This window comes from Candidatus Neomarinimicrobiota bacterium, assembly GCA_034716895.1.
Lineage (GTDB): Bacteria > Fidelibacterota > UBA8477 > UBA8477 > JABMPR01 > JABMPR01.
Map to the genome: position 1 here is coordinate 17,405 of JAYEKW010000113.1, position 20,170 is coordinate 37,574.

The 20,170-nt window shown below is 44.2% G+C and carries 16 protein-coding genes and 1 other RNA gene; 15 read left to right on the top strand and 2 right to left on the bottom strand.

What is annotated here, in order from left to right; all coding sequences use genetic code 11:
* Positions 1-20 precede the first annotated feature (20 nt).
* From U9Q77_07090 to U9Q77_07140, 11 genes are all read left to right on the top strand, one after another.
* Positions 21-1,355: a glycine--tRNA ligase gene (locus tag U9Q77_07090; protein ID MEA3287125.1), complete on the top strand. Its 1,335-nt coding sequence runs from the start codon at positions 21-23 to the stop codon at positions 1,353-1,355.
* Positions 1,356-1,715: 360 nt separating this feature from the next.
* A complete protein-coding gene (locus U9Q77_07095; protein MEA3287126.1) occupies positions 1,716-2,429 on the top strand; it encodes a C4-type zinc ribbon domain-containing protein in 714 nt (237 codons plus the stop codon).
* A gap of 115 nt (positions 2,430-2,544) precedes the next feature.
* Positions 2,545-3,000, top strand: an RNA gene (gene rnpB, locus U9Q77_07100) — RNase P RNA component class A.
* A gap of 407 nt (positions 3,001-3,407) precedes the next feature.
* A complete protein-coding gene (gene recJ, locus U9Q77_07105; protein ID MEA3287127.1) occupies positions 3,408-5,114 on the top strand; it encodes a single-stranded-DNA-specific exonuclease RecJ in 1,707 nt (568 codons plus the stop codon).
* A gap of 8 nt (positions 5,115-5,122) precedes the next feature.
* On the top strand, positions 5,123-6,115 hold the full coding sequence (locus U9Q77_07110) for a beta-ketoacyl-ACP synthase III (GenBank protein ID MEA3287128.1): 993 nt from the start codon (positions 5,123-5,125) through the stop codon (positions 6,113-6,115).
* A 36-nt stretch (positions 6,116-6,151) separates the two neighbouring features.
* Positions 6,152-7,300, top strand: a complete 1,149-nt coding sequence (locus tag U9Q77_07115) for an acyl-CoA dehydrogenase family protein (GenBank protein ID MEA3287129.1) — start codon at positions 6,152-6,154, stop codon at positions 7,298-7,300.
* 133 nt (positions 7,301-7,433) lie between these two features.
* Positions 7,434-9,611, top strand: a complete 2,178-nt coding sequence (locus U9Q77_07120) for an HDIG domain-containing protein (protein MEA3287130.1) — start codon at positions 7,434-7,436, stop codon at positions 9,609-9,611.
* A gap of 36 nt (positions 9,612-9,647) precedes the next feature.
* Positions 9,648-10,073, top strand: a complete 426-nt coding sequence (ybeY, locus tag U9Q77_07125) for an rRNA maturation RNase YbeY (protein ID MEA3287131.1) — start codon at positions 9,648-9,650, stop codon at positions 10,071-10,073.
* Positions 10,070-11,368, top strand: coding sequence for a hemolysin family protein (locus U9Q77_07130; GenBank protein MEA3287132.1), 1,299 nt, complete (start codon positions 10,070-10,072; stop codon positions 11,366-11,368). The genes ybeY and U9Q77_07130 overlap by 4 nt, the downstream gene beginning before the upstream one ends.
* On the top strand, positions 11,369-12,175 hold the full coding sequence (gene mazG / locus U9Q77_07135; protein ID MEA3287133.1) for a nucleoside triphosphate pyrophosphohydrolase: 807 nt from the start codon (positions 11,369-11,371) through the stop codon (positions 12,173-12,175).
* A gap of 142 nt (positions 12,176-12,317) precedes the next feature.
* Positions 12,318-12,689: a hypothetical protein gene (locus U9Q77_07140; GenBank protein ID MEA3287134.1), complete on the top strand. Its 372-nt coding sequence runs from the start codon at positions 12,318-12,320 to the stop codon at positions 12,687-12,689.
* A gap of 78 nt (positions 12,690-12,767) precedes the next feature.
* Here the strand turns inward: U9Q77_07140 and U9Q77_07145 are convergent, their stop codons facing one another.
* Positions 12,768-13,304: a phosphatase PAP2 family protein gene (locus U9Q77_07145; GenBank protein ID MEA3287135.1), complete on the bottom strand. Its 537-nt coding sequence runs from the start codon at positions 13,302-13,304 to the stop codon at positions 12,768-12,770.
* Between the two features lie 360 nt (positions 13,305-13,664).
* Between U9Q77_07145 and U9Q77_07150 the strand changes: the two genes are divergently transcribed.
* Complete coding sequence (locus tag U9Q77_07150) at positions 13,665-14,384, top strand: HAD family acid phosphatase (GenBank protein ID MEA3287136.1); 720 nt, start codon at positions 13,665-13,667, stop codon at positions 14,382-14,384.
* 15 nt (positions 14,385-14,399) lie between these two features.
* Here the strand turns inward: U9Q77_07150 and U9Q77_07155 are convergent, their stop codons facing one another.
* Positions 14,400-17,021 carry a hypothetical protein gene (locus U9Q77_07155; protein ID MEA3287137.1) on the bottom strand — a complete coding sequence of 874 codons (2,622 nt, stop codon included), beginning with the start codon at positions 17,019-17,021 and terminating at the stop codon, positions 14,400-14,402.
* 438 nt (positions 17,022-17,459) lie between these two features.
* Between U9Q77_07155 and U9Q77_07160 the strand changes: the two genes are divergently transcribed.
* The 3 genes from U9Q77_07160 to U9Q77_07170 all read left to right on the top strand — a co-directional run bounded on the left by U9Q77_07160 (position 17,460) and on the right by U9Q77_07170 (position 19,979).
* The gene (locus tag U9Q77_07160) at positions 17,460-18,215 is read left to right on the top strand and encodes an electron transfer flavoprotein subunit beta/FixA family protein (protein MEA3287138.1); all 756 of its coding nucleotides are present in this window, start codon (positions 17,460-17,462) and stop codon (positions 18,213-18,215) included.
* A gap of 9 nt (positions 18,216-18,224) precedes the next feature.
* On the top strand, positions 18,225-19,193 hold the full coding sequence (locus tag U9Q77_07165) for an electron transfer flavoprotein subunit alpha/FixB family protein (protein ID MEA3287139.1): 969 nt from the start codon (positions 18,225-18,227) through the stop codon (positions 19,191-19,193).
* A 117-nt stretch (positions 19,194-19,310) separates the two neighbouring features.
* Positions 19,311-19,979 (top strand): HAD-IA family hydrolase, encoded by a 669-nt coding sequence (locus U9Q77_07170; protein ID MEA3287140.1) that lies wholly within the window; start codon positions 19,311-19,313, stop codon positions 19,977-19,979.
* Positions 19,980-20,170: the final 191 nt, after the last annotated feature.

Here is a 20,170-nt window from a genome sequence, read left to right on the forward strand (position 1 = left end):
ATTGAGAATGCGAGAAGAGAATGACACAATTAGATAGTTTTGATAAACTGGTATCCCTGGCAAAACGCCGTGGTTTTGTTTTCCAATCAAGTGAGATCTATGGTGGGATCAATGCCTGCTACGACTATGGTCCTTTGGGCGTTGAACTGAAACTGAACGTCAAACAGATGTGGTGGAATGCCATGACTCGTGAGCATGATAATATTGTGGGGTTGGATGCTGCAATTCTCATGCACCCGAAAGTCTGGGAGGCCAGTGGTCATGTTGGCGGGTTTACAGATCCATTAGTTGATTGCAAAGCCTGCAAGACTCGCTTTCGGGCAGATACCCTGTCTGAGGAAACCCTGAAGTCGCATGTTTGCCCTGACTGCGGCGGTGAGCTTACTGAGTCCCGCCAGTTCAATCTCATGTTCAAAACTCAAATGGGAGCGGTTGAAGATACTGCATCCGATATTTATTTAAGACCAGAAACAGCCCAGGGTATTTTTGTGAACTTTCCTAATGTTGTCGATACTTCCCGTCAGCAGATCCCTTTTGGAATTGCCCAGATCGGGAAAGCTTTCAGGAATGAGATCACTCCAGGAAACTTTATTTTTCGAACCCGTGAGTTTGAGCAGATGGAAATGCAGTTTTTTGTTAAACCGGATGAATCTGATGAATGGTTTGAGACCTGGAAAGAACGTAGAATGAGCTTCTATGATACCATCGGGATCAGTCGTGAGAATTTACGTTTTGAAGAACATGGACCTGATGAATTGGCTCACTATGCTCGTGCTGCATATGATATTGAATATAAATTTCCCATTGGTTGGAGTGAATTGGAAGGAATTCATAATCGTGCTGATTTTGACCTCAAGCAACACGAAGAGCATTCTGGGAAAAGTATGGGATATCGGGATCCACATACCAATGAAAAGTATACACCATACATCATAGAAACCTCGGCTGGTTGTGATAGGATAGTTCTGGCTATTCTGTCCGAGGCCTATGAGGAAGAAACTCTGGAAGATGGATCTGTGAGAACTGTCATGCATTTTCACCCCCGGGTTGCCCCGATCAAGGTGGCTATTTTGCCCTTGGTAAAAAAAGGTGGCCTCAAAGAATACGCAACAGAATTGAAAGATCAGTTAAAACGTCATTTTAATGTTTTCTATGATGAGAAAGGTGCTATAGGCCGCCGTTATCGTCGGATGGATGAAGCTGGAACCCCGTTTTGTGTGACCATAGATTTTGAAACGCTGGAAGATCAGGCTGTGACCGTAAGGGATCGGGATAGTATGGAGCAAATAAGAGTACCAGTCGCTGATCTGCATACCTGGCTTGCTGAGAGGATTCTGATCACCGAATTATTTTAATCAACCGTCACGAGATGGCGGTATTCCTTCAGGAATGGAATGGTTCATGAGTACATGTCTGTCTAGTTTTCCCACTAAGCCTCATTGTGGTCTCTATGATCGTGATGCACCAAATCCGTGATGATCGAAAGAACCAGAGCTGAAAGAAACCCAGCAAACAGGTTTGTAAAAAAACAATCAAAACTGATTATAGCTACTTGTTGTGGCTTCGATGCCTTGTATATTGCACGACGTGATTAGGCGAGAGATAAAGCAAACGTTCCACTTCAAGCAGCAACTTCCTGAGCCACTTCGAATGAAATTAATTGGTGCACCAAATGGTGCACTTTTCGTATGATATACACAGAGAGATAGGTGTCAATGAAAAATGTATTAAAGTCTCTGATTGATCTCCAGGAAATAGATCGCCAACTCTTCGAGATCGAAGAGAAAAAGGGTAGTCTTCCTGCCCAGGTTGAAAAACTGGAATCCCAGGCCGTCTCAATAAAAACTGAGTTAGCGAGCGCCCAATCTTCTCTTGATGAGAATCAGAAGGAATTGACAAGTATCAAGGGCACCCTTATGGATGCAGCAGCGAAAGTCAAAAAATATCAGGATCAGCTGTATCTGGTTACGACAAATCGGGAGTACGATGCTCTTACCAATGAGATTGAAACGGTAAAATCCGGGATGATCGAAATGGAAAACAGGCAGTTTATTCTTGAATCTGAGATAGAAACGCTGGAAGAGTCTGTGGCTTCATCAAAGGAGCAGAGTACAACTTTTGTTAAGCAGTTGGAAGCAAATCGTGATGAATTGAAAGAGAAATCTGATCTCACCGATGTCAAACAGAAAGAATTAGAAATTCAGCGAGAAGCTCTGGTAAAGAATATCAGTCAACGTTATCTACGAAAATATGAACGTATCCTCAAAGCTCGTCGGCGGGCGGTCGTGGCTATTGAACGTTCTGCTTGCGCTGGATGCCATAAACAACTTTCACCTCAAGTCGTATATGATATTCGGCAGATGGATAAATTTATCGAGTGTGAAAATTGTGGACGTATCCTGGTGCATATTCCCAAGGATGAGGTGTAGTTCGGTTCTTTCGCGTCTCCAAGGAGAACTTTTATATAAAAAAATGATCCGCTTATGCGGGTCATTTTTCTTTTAGATCGATTCAATCAGCTTATTTTGCAAGTGCTTTTTAATATGGGTGGATCGGGCAGTCGCCTGGCAAATGCTGGGAGGAAAGTCCGGACTCCGCAGGACAGGTTGCCCATGTTTGGAGCATGGGACTCCACCGATCTGGTGGGGATGGAAAGTGCCACAGAAAAGATACCGCCTATCTACGCCCTTCGGGCTTCGGCAGGCAGGTCCCTTATATAAATGAATAGAGCGGGCTTGCCCACCGGAGCTCGCAGAGCGTAGGTGGGTAAGGGTGAAATCGTGAGGTAAGAGCTCACGCCGTGGTCAGGCAATTGACCATGTGGGAAAACCCCAGCCGGAGCAATTCCAAGCAGAAGAGATTGGTGGTCCGCCATATCGTCATGAACGATACTCTTCGGGTAGGAAGCTGGTATCACAGCGCAAACTGTGATCCAGACCAATGGCTGCCTCATTTTCTCTGAAAATAAGACAGAATCCGGCTTATAGATCCATCCATTATTTTGATTATTAATTTCTTCAATAATTATAATTTTGGTCATCTATGATGATATCGTATGAGAAGTTATAAAACGCCCATAATAGTTTTTTGTGATATGAATTTTGACTTTTTGACCTTTGACGCTCTCGCAAAAAGCCCCTCTCGCACGTCTACGCTCTACAAGCTTCGCCGCACAGGCAGAGCGCGCAGAGCGTTGTATTGAGTTCATCGAAATGACGCGATGTGTTGATATATATGGTTTTAGGCTTGTTCACTATATGTGGTTGTATTTAATGGTTTCAGGGTACATTTTATGAATTCTCAGATACTTCTAGCGCTTTCGTCACCTTTGACTTAAGCCAAGAAAATGAGCTTGTTTTTCTCGTGAAAAAAACCACAATAAAGTTTATACTACAGACCTGTTAATTATGGAAAAAATATGGATCATCCAAGATAGCCCTCAAGCTGAAATAGATACCCTGGCGACTTCTCTGGGTGTTTCGACTGTGGTAGCTGGCATCCTCTGGCGCAGGGAATTAAGATCCATTGACCTTGCCCGGGAATTCTTCAATCCTTCAATCGCTCGCTTACTGGATCCTTTTTTGATGCTCAACATGGAAACCGCAGTTGCCGAGGTTTCCAAATGTCTGGATGCACATCAAACCATCCTGATCTTTGGCGATTATGATGTAGATGGCACAACAGCCACCTCTCTTTTGCATCTTTTTCTTCAGTCAATCGGCGGTAAATCAGAATATTATATACCGGATAGGACAAAAGAAGGCTATGGGGTGTCGCACAAGGGCATTGATTATGCAGCCGAGATTGATGCCAAATTGATCATTACCTGTGATTGTGGGATCACGGCAGTTGAACAGACTGAATATGCCAATTCAAAAGGCATAAAAATGATGATAACCGATCATCACATACCCGATAAAAAACTTCCTGACGCTGTCGCAATTTTGAACCCAAAACAATCCGATTGTGAATATCCTAATAAAGATCTCTGTGGTGCAGGTGTTGCCTTTAAGCTGACCCAGGCATTGAGCCAAAGTCGTGGTCTGGCTCCAGAGCAAGCCAACCAGAATCTTGATCTGGCGGCTATTGGTACAGCAGCTGATATTGTGCAAGTTATCGGTGAGAATCGTATCATCGTAGGCGAAGGACTCAAACTGATCGGACATGGGAAACGTCCTGGGATCAAGGCTTTGAAGAAAGTCGCCGGTATCACCCGGGATGAGGTGGCGGTATCTGATGTACTATTTGGCCTGGGACCCCGGATTAATGCTGTTGGACGCTTGGGGGAAGCCATGCGTGCAGTCCATCTGATGACAACTGACACCCAGTCTAAAGCACGTGAATTATCGGCTGTTCTAAATTCCGAAAATGAAGCCCGGAAAACGGTGGAAGCCAAAATCTTCGATGAAGCTGTCTTGCAGGCGAACTCCAAATCTGATCCTCGGGCCAAACGATCTCTCGTACTATCCCAGGAAGGTTGGCACCATGGGGTGATTGGCATTGTGGCTTCAAAGCTGAAAGAACGCTATTATGTGCCGACTGTTATCATTGCTGTGAACGATGGTGTGGGAAAAGCATCAGCCCGCAGTATCAATGGCTTTGACCTACATGCCGCATTTTCACAATGTGCAGATCTACTGGTGACCTTTGGCGGACACACCATGGCGGCAGGCATGACCATTGATCCAGAAAATATAGAGGCTTTCGAACAACGTTTTCAGGAAGTTGCACTGGAGCAGATAACCGAAGAAATGATGCGACCCCGGTTGAAGATCGAGTCTGTGATAGAATTGGGCCAAGTCAATACGCAGCTATTGGAAACCCTGCGTCGTCTGGCTCCTTATGGACCTGGAAATATGCGACCACTGTTTGCCAGCCAGAATCTGGAAGTGATCGGATATCCGCGTCCCAAGATCGTGGGAAAAAATCATCTAAAATTCAAAGTTAGGCAGGGTCGGACCGTTTTAGATGCCATTGGGTTTGGGATGGCTGAAGATCTTGAATTATTATACGCCAATAAGCCGTTAGAGATGGCTTACGCACTTGCTGAAAATGAGTGGCAAGGACGCAAAACCATTCAATTGGAACTAAAAGATATTCGACTGATGAATTAGAGGAAAAAATGAGAAAAGCATATATCGATTCTGTTGGAATGTATGTTCCACCTAAAATTGTGACCAATCAGGACCTGGAAAAAGTAATGGACACTTCTGACCAGTGGATCAGGGAGCGTTCTGGCATCCAGGAACGGCATCACGTAGATGGGGAATGTACAACTGATCTTGCCCTGAAAGCTGCAGAAGAAGCACTTGAAAAAGCAGGTATGACAGCTGAGGACGTGGATCATATCATCTTTTCAACAATGGCCAGCGATTATTTTGTTCCGGGTGGAGGTCCCATGATGACCAGACGACTGGGCATACCGGGAACGCCGGCAGTAGACATTCGTATGGCCTGTTCCGGATTTATATATGGACTGTCCATAGCTAAAGCATTTATTGAATCAGGAGCCCATGACAATGTGTTGCTCATCACCTCTGAAGTGCAGTCGGTAGCCCTGGATTTTTCTACAGCGGGTCGGGATACTGCCGTTCTCTTCGGGGATGGAGCCGCTGCTGTTGTTATCAAAGCAACAGAAGAGGATCACGGTCTACTTTCAGTTGTTACTCATTCAGATGGACGTTACGCTGAAGATCTGATGCTGCGGACACCCTCTACTCTGGACAATCCCTTTCTTACTCATGAACTATTGGATAAAGGTTATGGGCGCGTCAGTATGAATGGTCGCAGTGTCTTTAAGCACGCGATTACAAAATTTCCAGCAGTGATCAAAGAGGCTTTAGCAGTAGCTGGTGTTGAGAAAGATCGGGTGAAACTGGTTATACCGCATCAAGCTAACCTACGCATCACAGAGGCTGTTGCAAATCGTCTGGAGCTGGAGCTTTACAAAGTAGTCTATTCAAATATTCATAAATACGGAAATACGACCTCTGCCTCGATTCCCATTGCCCTTTACGAAGCCATGGCTGAGGGTAAGATCGAGCGCGGAGATATTATAGTCGTTGCCTCATTTGGTGCCGGATTTACCTGGGGTGCTTCAGTGATTAAATGGTAATTGGTGTTTATTGTTTGAGATGAGAGGGATGTTGAAATGAAACCGTACTTCCAGGAAGAGCACCACATGCTACAGGATATGGTGCGTGATTTTGCTGCAAACGAAGTCGCCCCAATTGCCGAAAATCTGGATAAAGAAGAACGCTTTCCCCTGGAATTGATTCCAAAACTGGCAGAATTAGGATTGCTGGGCATCCCTTTCCCGGAGCAGTATGGGGGAGCCGGGATGGATACACTGGCATATACCCTGGTTATTGAGGAGTTGGCAAAAGTTGATTCCTCCGTTGCAATTACTGTGGCAGCTCATATTTCACTGGGTACTTATCCCATTTTTTTATTTGGAAGTGAAAAGCAAAAAAGTCAACACCTTGAAAATCTTATCACCGGTAAATATCTGGCCTGTTTTGGATTGACAGAGCCTGAGGCAGGTTCAGATGCAGGTGGCACAAAGACAACAGCAGTTCGAGATGGAGATGACTGGATCATCAATGGATCCAAGAATTTTATCACCAATGCCGGTTACTCTGGAGTCTGCAATCTGACTGCAGTCACGGATCCCTCATCAAGACGACCGGGCGGGATATCTGTTTTTATGGTAGACCCTGAGACACCCGGTTTCACCATTGGACCACCCGAAAAGAAGATGGGTTGGCGAGGGTCTGATACTCGGGCATTAACCTTCGAGAATATGCGTGTTCCTAGTGACGCACTTCTGGGAGAGTTGGATGTCGGCTTTAAACAAATGATGTCAGCTTTGGTTGGGGGTCGTATCAGTGTGGCGGCACTTTCACTTGGTTTGGCAGAAGGTGCTTTGCAGGCAGCCTTGCAATATGCTGATGAACGAGAGGCGTTTGGAAAAAAAATTCACCGGTTTCAGGGGATTGGACTGCAGTTATCTGAGATTGCCATGGAGATCGAAGCCGCCAGGCATCTGGTTTACTATGCCAGTTACCTCAAAGATCAGGGTGAAAACGTGGTGAAAGCAGCAGCTATGGCCAAGTTGAAAGCCTCGGAGATTGCTGTTCAAGCCACCAACTTTGCAGTTCAAGTTCATGGTGGTTATGGATACATCAAGGAATTTCAGGTCGAGCGTTTTTTTAGAGATGCCAAGGTCCTGACCATAGGAGAAGGTACTTCGGAAGTTCAAAAACTTGTTATTTTGAAGCAGCTCTTGAAAGGATTATAATTACTCCATGTTGGCTCAGTCAAAAAAGATCGTCGGTGACGAAAAAAAATATCACATCTGGCTTAGAATAAGTCAAGTCACTCTAATCATAATATTGCTCGTTGTCTCTGCCCTATTCTTTCCAAAGGGAAAAATGTTTCAATTCGATTATGATGTGGACCAGATCACAACAGAGACCATCATTGCCCCCTTTGATTTTGATATTCTGAAAACAGAAAGTGCTCTGGAACAGGATAGACAAGCTCGCGAAGATGCTATCCTGCCGGTCTTTATTTGGGATAATAAAAGCCGGGATATAGTAAACAAAAATCTAGATCAGATTCGGAATCAGTTGTCCCTTTGGTATCAGGCTGAGAAGGATCTTAATTCAAAACGAAGCTATTGGAAAACGATCTCAGACAGTATAGCATCAGATTCCATGTTTATTCAACTTCAGGATGACTCGCTCCATGTTTTAAACATAAAATATGGTCTTCAGGACAGGGGTTTGAAAGATTTGGGAATTCCCCGGTGGAGCTTCTTTCTGGAGAAAGGACCCTCAACCCGCCAACTGATCAATTCAGTAAAACAAGCCATTTTGCCCCAGTATATGTTGGGAATAATTGGGGATTTGCCACCGGATAATAGCCATATGCAGATCACTATGATCATGCGCGGTAAAGAATCCAGTCGCAATCCGCAGGACTTCCGTGATATGGGACAGGCTTGGGAAAGCGTTCAGCGAGTACTTACAAATAACTACAAAAACAGTGACGCTCATTTACTCCAATTGGCTGAAGATGTGGCACGTGCGGTTATGGTACCCAATCTGAACTACTCAACCGAGCTTACGGAAAACCGGAAAGCAGAAGCTCATAACCTGGTTCCCATCAGTACTGGCAAGGTCTTTAAAAATGAACGGATCGTAGATGCTAATACTCGGGTCACGGTGCAAATCAAACAAAAGCTTGATTCACTTGAAAAAGAATATATACGTCGGGGTTATGGAGAATCGGCTGCCAATCGCTTGATGACCTTCATGGGGAAGATCCTGCTAACTGCTTTTTTGCTGTTTTTCTTTTTTGCGTATCTCCAGACCTATCGGAATCAGATCTACAATGACATAAAACTAATCGCCTTGGTTGGGATCATTATTATTCTGATGCTGGCTCTGGCTCACACTATTGTGTATCAGATGCAATGGTCTGAATTTTTTATCCCCATGAGTATTGCAGCGATGATCTTCACAGTTGTTTTTGATGGCCGGATGGCATTTATCATTATGGTAACACTGACCCTGCTTACGGGTATCATTTTAAGCAACAACATCCCCTTTATTGTCGCCAACCTTTTTGTTTCGTCACTGGCTATTTACACAGTGCGCAGGCTAAGATCACGATCTCAGATCTTGTGGAGTATCCTGGCTGTTACGTCAGGTTATGTGGCCGTTATTGCTGTCTTTGAGATGATCAAGTTCAGTAGCTGGGACTCTGTTATGGAGCACATGATCTTTGCAACAGCGAACGGTTTCCTGTCTCCACTACTGTCCTATGGATTTCTGGTTTTGATTGAACGAGTATTCAAGATAACGACTAATCTGACTCTGCTTGAGCTACTTGATTTTAACAATAAACTGTTGAGCAATTTGGCTATGAGGGCACCAGGCACCTTTAAGCATAGTATTGATGTAGGTAATCTTGCAGTAGCTGCTGCTGAGGCAGTTGGCGCAAATTCGCTACTGGCCAGAGTCGGTGCATATTACCATGATATCGGTAAGGCTGTAAAGCCGGAATATTTTATTGAAAATCAACTACGTGGAACCAATAAGCATGAAAAACTTTCACCCCGATTAAGCGCAACGGTGATTGTGGCACATGTTAAAGATGGGGTCAAACTGGCCAATAATTTCGGTTTGCCTGCTATTGTCGCTGATTTCATTCCAATGCATCATGGCCGCACTCGGGTGGAATATTTTTATCAACAAGCATTAGAACGTGCCAAAGAAACAGGTTCTGAGATCAATGAAGCAGACTTTCGGTATCCCGGACCGAGACCCAATACCAGAGAAACCGGTATCCTCATGCTGGCCGAAGCCATTGAAGCAGCTTCTCGCTCGGTCAAAAATCCAAACCCGCAACGCATCGAGTCACTTATGGATACCATCATTGAAAGTCGCATCAAAGGTGGCGAGTTAACAAATTGTCCCTTAACATTTCGAGATCTTGAGAATATTAAGGGTGCTATGATGCCGGTGCTCATGGGAAGCATGCATAAGCGGATCGAATATCCCGGACAGCGCAAAAAACTGCACATTCTGGATGATGAAGACTAATCGATTCCACAATAAAATTCTGATGTTTTAACTCCCATGCAGATTGAGGTCATTGATCCTGATCCCCAGACAGACACCAGCTTGTTTAAGCGAGGTGTTGAACTGGTTTTTAAGGGCGAGCATAAAACAGCTGAATATGTAAACATTGTTTTTCTAAAACAGGATGAACTTCGTCATTTTAAAAAGGAATATTTTGATCGGGATGTGTACACCGATGTTATTGCGTTTAATTTAAATGACCCCGACGAAACAATCGAAGGTGAGATTTACTTATCCATGCAACAGATCACTCTAAATGCAATTAAATATAAAACTGACCCAAGGGAAGAATTGTATCGAGTGCTGATCCATGGCTGCCTACATTTATGCGGGCATGAAGATGAGACACAGGGAGAAAAAGACCAGATGACCCTGCTGGAGGATAACTATTTGTCTAAGATTAAAAATTTAAAACCCAAATGAATTATACCGAGCTAATAGAATCACCCTTACTGTGGCAGGGAGTAGCCTTTTTTGTGTTGCTGGGAATTTCTGCATATTTTTCAGGCTCAGAGACGGCCCTGTTTAATCTTAAACTAAATGATGTTGAAAAGTTAAAACACGATCTTGCTCCATCTTCCCGACTTATTGTCAGACTATTAAAATCACCCAAACGACTATTGATCACAATTCTATCTGGAAATACAATTGTCAACGTGGCATTAGCTTCTATGGCAGCTTTTATCGCAGCCGGAATTGCCAAAGAAAGTGGCTTTAATCAGATTATAGCCTTGGCGATTGAAACAGTTGTACTTACCATTATTCTGGTCATTCTGGGAGAGATAACACCCAAGGTAATGGCCATGCGTTACTCCCTTGGATTTGCATCCCGGATCGCTGGTAGTTTAGCTTTTATATTCAAGTTGTTTTCACCTATTGCTCAAATCGTTTATACACTGGTTGAAAAAATGGTGAATTTGTTGGGAGTTCAACCTGAGGAGAATTTTGTCTCGGATGAAGAGATCAAAGCACTGGTGGAATTAGGACAGGATCAAGGTGTCATTGGTGAGGATGAGAAGGAAATGATCCATTCCATTATTGAATTTGGTGACACTCAGGCAAAAGAGATCATGATCCCACGACCAGATGTGGTTATGTTCCATACGGAAATGAGTCGTGAAGATGTATTAACGATCATCCGAGAATCAGGTTTTTCAAAATACCCGCTATATCGAGACCAGATCGATCAGATCAGGGGTATTGTCTTTATCAAGGATATATTGCCCTATCTGCATAGCGGTTCCAAACGTATTAATCTTGAGCGTTTAGCTCGGCCGGCCATGTTTGTTCCAGAGCATCAGTTTATTGATGAACTCCTTCGCGAGATGCAACACCAGAAACAGAAGTTGGGTATTGTGGTCGATGAGTATGGCGGGTTTTCAGGGATGGTTGCTGTAGAAGATATTATTGAAGAAGTTTTAGGTGACCTAAAAGATGAGATCGATGATTTTACAGAGAAAACGGAAATAGTCCCAATCAAAAAAGACGTATACATGATTGAGGCAGCCACTCCGCTAGATGATGTTGCGGAGATCCTGGGCATTGAATTTTCCAAAGAACGTGATTATGACTCTATGGGAGGTCTCATATACTTTAGTTTGGGAAATATTCCTGATCAAGGTGATTTCATTGAATACTCCAACTATAGATTTGAAGTCATCTCCGTTGTGAAAAATCGAATTGAAAAAGTTAAAGCTAGTAAAAGAAAAGCAAAATAGATGGTTGAGAAATCCAAGTTAAGTGTTGCAGAAGAGATCATAAGATTACAGGAAATTGTCATCCGCCTGCGAGCACCGGATGGATGTCCCTGGGATCGGGAGCAAACACCTGAGAGTTTAACTTCCTATTTGATCGAGGAGGCTTACGAAGTAGTCGAAGCTATCGAAGACGGGCTGCCTGAAGAATTGCAAACTGAGTTGGGTGACTTGATGTTGCATGTGGTCATGCAGACTCAACTGGCAGAAGAAGCAGGCCAATTTAAACTCCAAGACAGTCTGGCTTCCATCAATGAAAAATTGATCCGACGTCATCCCCATGTATTCGGTGAGAATAAGCATGAAACCAGGCGAGTGGAAGATGCACTGGAGAATTGGGAGAAAGTTAAAAAAAGTGAGGGCCGAAAAAGTTGGGTGGATGGTGTCCCCCGCAATTTACCAGGTTTAATCCGCGCTCAACGGATTCAGGAAAAGGCTTCCAACGTCGGTTTTGATTGGAATGAAGTTTTACCAGCACTTGAAAAGTTCCATGAAGAAATCGATGAGCTTGTGGAAGAATGGCGTCTAAGAAACAAACGTCGGGCTCGTGAAGAGTTTGGTGATGTTTTATTTGCTCTGGTAAATGTTGCACGCTTAATGAAAATAGATAGTGAAACTGCCATGCGGCAGGCTATTGACAAGTTTGATGCAAGATTTCGTGCTTTGGAAACTGTTTTTGAATCTGAGCAAAAAGATATTGAGGCGGCGACCCTGGAAGAGATGGACGAAGTGTGGGACCGCATAAAACATAAAGTTGACTTTCGTAAGTAATAACTGGGTGAAGCGTTAATTACTTAATTCTTGTATAAGATCATCAGGTATAATTATTTATAATAAAATCCTTGTCAATGACAGGCTAAAACTCTAGTTTTATCCCTAGTTAGAATTAATCATAATTTCAGGAGGTGTACTTATGGCTGAAAGCTCAGCTAAAGGAAAACAGGGAAAACGTTATACGGCAGATGAAAAAGCTGAGATCGTACAATTTATTGCTGCTTATAATGCCGAGAACAAAAGAGGCGGCATGAAAACAGCCAGTGAGAAATATGGTGTTTCAGTTGTTACCCTCAGTAACTGGGGTAAAAAAACCAGAGGTAACAAAAAAAAGAAAACTACTGCTAAAGCTAAGATCAAGAAAGGTGCAGCAAAAAAAGTTGTTAAAACTGCAGCAACTAAACAACCAGTAAATGAAGATCCAGACGCAGTACTCGGTCGACTTCAAGGCATTAGAGCAGAGATTGCAACTCTTGAGAAAGAATACAACACGCTTAAGAAAATACTTTAGACATCTGTAAATATATCAATGGCATTAATTTGCCGAAGATTAAAAGGGTGAGACTGGTCTCACCCTTTTCAATGCGGGCTAAAAAAAGTATAAGATAGAATGGATGAGTAATACCCAGACCGTGCCGTGAAGCCAACCGGCAACAACATCAAGTGGAAAGTGGGCTCCGCAATACACTCTGGAGTAACCGACAAGGAGTGAAAGCGGTATCATGATCCCAAATGTCCAGGGGAAAACCAAACCAAATCCCAGAGTGAAAGCCATCGTGTTAGAAGCATGATTTGACGGGAATGATTTACGACCCTTATTCATGACACCCAAAGACCTGATATCCAGGTATTGTTTACTCGGCCTGATCCGATCAGTTCTCCTCTTGATAAAGCGAGTGTTCAGAACATCAGCAATACCGGCCCCGACTCCTCCAGTCAATAACGCTAATAATCCAGATTCCCAATTTTTGTAGATAAGTACCATGGCGAACATCAGTATCGGTAAAAGCCATTGATAAGGATCGGAGACTGTGATCATAAAACGATCTAATCTACGGTGTCCCCCCTGGCCTGTGATCAAAAAGGTCAATTTCTTTTCAAATGAGGATACAGGAAGTTTTAACATGCTCCAAAAATGGATACTTAATCATACATTTACTACTATTTTTATGAGCGTATTGATAGGGCGATATTTATTTTATCAAGTAAGTGAAACTGGTTTTTAAATGTGAAGTGGTGAGTACCACCAATAGGCAATTTGGGGACCTCACTATTAAGCTGGCCTGAGATAGCCGGTTGCATCAGGAGTCATCACCTCGCAGCAGTGTAATTTCTTTTGCCACGAAGACAAAAAGGCTCAAAGAGCCATTCAGGGATTTTATAGAACATAGTGCCTTAGTGACTTTGTGGCTATATATGTAAAATATACTTACGGATAACATGGGCCGGTTTAATATGGATCGAAATACAAAATAGGGGAAAGATTATGCGAATTATCAAAATAACCTGCTTAAGTCTGGCTTTAGTGTTGACTGCCTGCCAACCCGTTCAACCAACTGCTGTCCATGAAAAGGTAAAAGGACAATTAAAAGTTGGCTTTGATATTGACGATACGGTTCTATTCTCAAGAGATAATTTTCTAAAAGCACCTCAGATGAGTTCTGATCCTGATCATCTTGATTTTGGCTGGGTCAATGAACATGATAGCCTTTATTCTGTGATCATTGAACCTGTAGCAGATCTTATTGGGTTTTTAAAAGCTCATGGGCACGAAGTTTACTTTATTACAGCAAGACCTGGTATAAATGGGGAGGTTGTTGCCAGATTCTTAAGCTCGGAGTTGGGTTTCACAATTGAAAAAGATAAAACTCTATTTTTTGCACCCAAGAGACGGGATCCTCAAACAGGATTTAAATATACCACCAAACATGAACTGATCACCAGCCTTGGCTTACACATCTTTTATGGTGATTCAGATACTGATATGGTGGCTGCCAGCATTGCAGGAGTCAGGGGTGTGCGAGTAGTGCGGGATTCACGATCGGTGGTGGCTTATAGCCGAAACTATTTTGGAGATACAAGAACCACACCTACGAAGGATGCTCCTTACACAGAGGAAACCTACCAAAAATTTCTAGCTGGCAATGTAGGTCCCTATGGTGAGACGATCTTCCCAATCTATGAGTTGCCCAAATTTACAGAATAAAAATATCTCTCGGTATCAATTAAAAACGGGAACGATCTCCATACTTTTTAAGCGAAATTGATTCAATTTGCCATTCATATTCTGCACTGGCAAAGTCTCCTGGTTCAGGATTAAAGTATTCTGACCGGCTTGGAATTGTGCTTTCAGCCAGGCGCTTTCTTCCCAACTATCCCATGAACCAGTATGTGGGAAACTGACCATTTGTTCCAACCACCACTCATTAATCGTGAGTTTGGCTAAACTACAGGTGTTGCCCGTACTGATGGATCCAGACCCATTACTGTAAAAAAACCGTAGGAGGTAATTCCCCCCTGAGGGCACTGAGAAGTCCATTTTGATAAAGGCTATATCTTGTCCCAATTCAACATAATAGGGCTGCTCTGGGGCTAAAAGCACCATGGCAGAGGGTCCCCGGTAATAAGGTTGACCTGGCAAGCTCAGGGTAGTTGTTGAATCCATCGCTCGCAGCGTGTAAAAACCCATCAAACTATCCGGCAGGCTCGTTGGGGAACTGGTCAGGGTATCTAAAATTTGACCATTTACTTCTAAAAGACTTACCCCGGTTTCGCTCCACCAGATCAGCGTATCTGCAGACCAGGAGGTCTTTGGGATTTTGGGAAGCAGGTGTTCTACACGTTCTATTTTAGAGGGGCTGGTATCCCGGTTTTGCTTTAGCTCGATCATAATATCAAGTGGCTCGCCCCTTAATGGAATCGGTTTACCGGGGTGTTGTTGAGTGCCATTCACAGAAATAGCTGAGATTGATGACCCACTGCCTTTCAGTATGATGGAAAGGGGTGTATCATGTAAAGCTAGATTGGTAATTGAGAAATGATCCCACTGGAAGGGATTGTTTGGTGCCAGAACCAGTTCAAACTCTTTCAGACCAAAATCGTAATTGACGGAGAGACCAAATAGACCCTTGTAGATTGCTCCCAGCCAGGCGGCATCACTCCACAACTGTCGGTCAGAATTGATCTCGGTCTGATCAGGCCTGCCTGAAGCGTATTCAAAATTTTCACGATGGGTTAGAAAAAGGGCTGCTGACCTGATCAAACCATTAAAACTATGGTGGTAAGCCTCCTGGTTCTCAACTTGTTTGGCAGCCAGAAGTGCATAAGCTTCCACAAAGGGCCAAATTGCCTTGTTGTGATAGGGTGGTGAATGCGGCAATTGATGAGAGATCACAGGGCTGCCATACTGACTGCGGGGATAGGTGCTTACGAGTTGTGCAGCCACTTGAGCAAATGAATTACAGAATAGAATACCTAATGATTCGCCAAGCAGGTCACGGTGAGCAGCAGGCAACCAGGCTGGGCTCGAGATCACATAGCTGGAAGGGGCACCGAGCGATTCATTCCAAAAATGTCTGAGAATATTATGATCAAGTCGCGTAACCAGCTCCGGCCAGGACCGGGCACCATCAGAATTATTGTTTGCCAGGGCTAATCCAATTTCTAAAGCGCGCTTAAAGATAACATTAGTGGAAAGAGCCTGGGAGGCATGAATATCTGCTGGAGACATCCACTCAGAATAGGTTTGCTCACGCCAATCCTCAAAACTGGTTTCACCAAGCAGCATTCCCGATACCGGATCGCGATTCCAGAGCAGGTCTTCTTTTAGAGCATTGATGATCGGTTCTCGAATCTCATCCAACCAGGCGTGATCACCGGATGCTAAAAAAACTTCCCAGGCAGCCAGGGTCCACAGGTGGCGGTCACTGGAAATCGGCCAGGAACCACCGGTGCCAGTATCCTGGATGATACGCTTATTTGGGCTCAATTTTGCTCTTAAACTGGCTTTGACATTCTCCGGAAAGAGATAAGCCAATGAGAGCATGGCTGAGTAGGAAATGTCTCGGGTCCAAACACCCCGCCACTTCTTCCCTGCTGAAAATGCACTATCACTCCGAATGTTCAGGATCGTTTCTTCCAGAGCCAGGTTGGTCAGAGCTTCCAGGAGTGGTGCCTGGGGACTGGAAAAGTGTGGGAGCTCTGATATATCTTCTGTTAGAGCCCATGTACGTGAACCAGTATCTGTATCTGGCGGCTCAAAACGGAGGCTGAGTTTATAGATCGAATCCAGCTCTGAATCATCAAACCGTAAGTGATCCAAGCCATTGGGGTCATCCCAGATCCACGTCATGGGAGCGGTTCCTCCAGCCAGGTAGAGACCCTCAAAAGAGTTGGCATAAATCGTATCATTTGTGGGAGTTATGTAGAAACCGGAATTTGTAAATGCCGTCAGTACCGGTCTCAGATCAACCCGAAAATGGACGTTGGCAGCATGCTCAAGGGGAGGGGGATCTCCAGGAATCACGGGTGCATGAATGCCAAAGCTAAGGGTGGGAGCATAAAACTCACTGATCCCCCGAGGTACTATGAGCTGATGATCCTGGCCAAATCCAGCCTCATTGTCACGCCCATTCAAACTCAGTTTAAAAATGATGGGCTGCGACAGAGTTTGATCAGTCTCCATTGGGTAATTGGACTCAAGCTGAGTAGGACTAAAGGCTAGGGCTGTAAATTTGCCTTCCAGCACACGATCCGCTTTAACCTGGAATCCATCAGGATCTGTTTCGCAACTGTAGAACAGGCAAAATGCTAGAATGAGAATAGAGAAATATTTAAAATTCATATTTAGGTCCTTATCGCTCCTCTAAACTAATGAGTGTCTGTCTATAAACTCAATATTAAAAACCGTTGCTTGGTTGACGGATAATCAATATTCCAGATGAGATGACCACTTTGGAGCCGCAATTGGTATTCCATAATATGAATGATCAAACCCACAGTAAAGCTTGTGTCTGCACATGGAAAGGATTCTTGAGATCTCAATATTTCGGGTTGACGGTGATACCCGATCCGAGACAGAGACGGTCATGGAAAAAATATGGAAGTGTAAAGCAGCTATTGAATTTCAATTTGCGGACAATATATTACGAACCGACCAGTCGGTATGTTGAAATATTTTGCTTATTGACCCTCACAATCTATCTTTCCAATTCAACCAAGCTTTACTGATAGTTAATCAAGCGGGTCACTAAAGAATCGATCAATTTAGGAGGAGCTGATAATGAAAATCGTAGTATGTGTCAAGCAGGTGCCTGATACTGAAACAAAGGTCGTCATTGGAGCCGATGGACTGTCTATCGATCCCGGGGACGTGAAATATGTGATAAACCCTTACGATGAATATGCAGTGGAAGAAGCTTTAGCGCTCAAAGAAGCAGCTGGCGAAGGTGAGGTCATTGTTTTGACTCTGGGAGGTGAGGAAGCTCAACCTGCCATGCGCACAGCGATGGCTATGGGAGCCGATAGCGGTATTTTGCTTAAAGCTGAGAATGCGGCATTAGCCGACGGTTTTTCTATAGCAAAAACCCTGGCTGAAGAGATTCGGGGTTTGGAGCCAGATCTGATCCTGGCTGGGAAAATGGCAATTGATGGTTATGGATACCAGGTTGCTACTATTATCGGTGAATTATTGGAGATGCCCGTACTGTCTACAGCCAAATCACTGGAGATCGCTGATGGAACAGCTACCGTGATTCGGGATATTGAAGGTGGCAAGGAAACAATAACCGCCGGGACTCCCTGTGTGATCACTGCAGAAAAAGGTTTGAATGAACCACGTTATCCGGCTCTCAGAGGTATCATGCAAGCCAAGCGTAAACCGCTTGAGGTCAAGGAAATCTCCCTGGCTGAAGAAGGCATTGAGATCTTGGAAATGAGCTATCCACCGAGAAAACCAGACGGGCGTATCGTGGGTGAAGGTCCAGAAGCTGCTACTGAATTAGTCAAACTGCTTCGTGATGAAGCTCAGGTCCTTTAGGAGGTCATTATGAGTAAAATATTAGTTTTTGCAGAACAACGTAATGGTCAATTAAAATCCTACGCTTTGGAAGCAATATCAGAGGGTCGTCGCCTGGCAGATGCTGCCGGAGGTGAACTTGCAGTCTGTATTGTTGGATCTGATTTAGCTGGAATGACCGCCACTGTCGCGAGTTACGGTGCCGATAAGATCTTGGCTGCAGATGATGGTTCATTAGCTGTGTATTCACCGGGAGCTTATGCCAATTTGCTCAATGATGCTTTAACTGCCACTGCCGCTACCGTCATGCTGCTCAGCTCATCGGCTATGGGTCGGGAACTGGGAGCTTTGCTTGCAGCAAAAGCAAATGCCAGTTTATTGAGTGATGTTATTGAAACTGCCTGGGATGGTGACCACCTGGTAGTCAAACGTCCCGTCTATGCCGGGAAAGCTTTTCTCAAGATTGCTGTTAAAAGAGCACCAGTCTTTGTTACGCTACGGCCCAATGTATTTGAGGCGGTTGAGCAATCAGGTAGTGGGACGGTTGAAAATATTTCTGTCGGCGGAGGTGATAATTCTGTTACTGTAATTGACACGAGCATGACAGCTTCCACACGTCCCGAATTGACCGAAGCAAGTATCATTGTATCAGGTGGTCGCGCCATGGGTGGGGCAGATAAATTCGGTGTCATCGAAGAACTGGCCGATACACTTGGAGCTGCAGTTGGGGCTTCCCGCGCAGTTATTGATGCTGGTTGGAGAGCTCATGCGGATCAGGTTGGTCAAACCGGAAAAACCGTTTCTCCCAACCTGTATATAGCCTGTGGGATATCCGGTGCCATCCAGCATTTGGCCGGCATGAATTCTTCCAAATGTATTGTCGCCATCAATACTGATCCTGAAGCACCGATATTTAAAGTTGCTGACTATGGTATTGTGGCTGATTTGTTTGAGGTTGTCCCTGCTCTAAATGCAGCAGCAAAGGAGCTGTTAGGGTAGGCGTTTTTTCCTTGTTGTAACATAAAGAGGCTGGTATTGTACTGGCCTCTTTTATTTGAATGAGTTATTTGGCTGAAACGAGAAAAAATGCACCAGTTAGAATTGACATGAGGAAATATGCTTAACCCTAATGGAATACTGTTTGATCTTGATGGCACTCTGGTGGATACCAGCCGTGATATTTCTGCAAATCTTAACCGCGCTTTTGAAGCATTGGGATATCCACGCTTGACCCACGAGAAGATCCTTTCTCATGTGGGGTATGGTGCCCACTTTTTGGTTCAACAATGCCTTCAGACGCATCGGCCAGATGTCAAAGTGGATGATCAATTGGTAACAGAGATATGGGAAAAATTTCGGGACTTTTATCATATCCATATTATTGATGACGCCCAACCATATCCCGGTGTCATCGAATTCTTAAAGCGAGAGCAGCGTCGTCCCATGGGAGTGATCTCGAATAAGCCGCAGGATATGGTCAGGGCAGTATTAAAAGGGCTTGATCTTCTCCAATATTTCAAGTTCAGTTGGGGACGGGATACTTTTCCTGTTTCAAAGCCTGATCCGGAAATTATCCGCTATGGTGTTCACGAACTGGGCTTTGATGATCCAGGACAGGTGTGCATGGTAGGTGATAATCAGGTCGATACGATTGCAGCCAAAGGAGCCGGTGCTGTATCAGTTGCGGTTACTTATGGTTTCACCCCTTCTGCACGATTGGAACAAGAGGAACCGGATTATCTTTTAAATAGTTTCCCTGAGTTTGTTGAAGCCCTCAGAAGTTAGATAAACAAAGAATCTCCCTGAAATAACAAGAATTGGTCTGAAAGTGTAGGCTTGACATGACACTATTAGTCTTTGCGAGCGTATTAAGCGTGGCAATCTCTGAGTCATGGTACTCCACAGCTCTGAGGTTACCGCAGTCGACTGATATCTCTTTCGCAAAGACAATTTAAGGTATTGCCTTTATCTTTAAG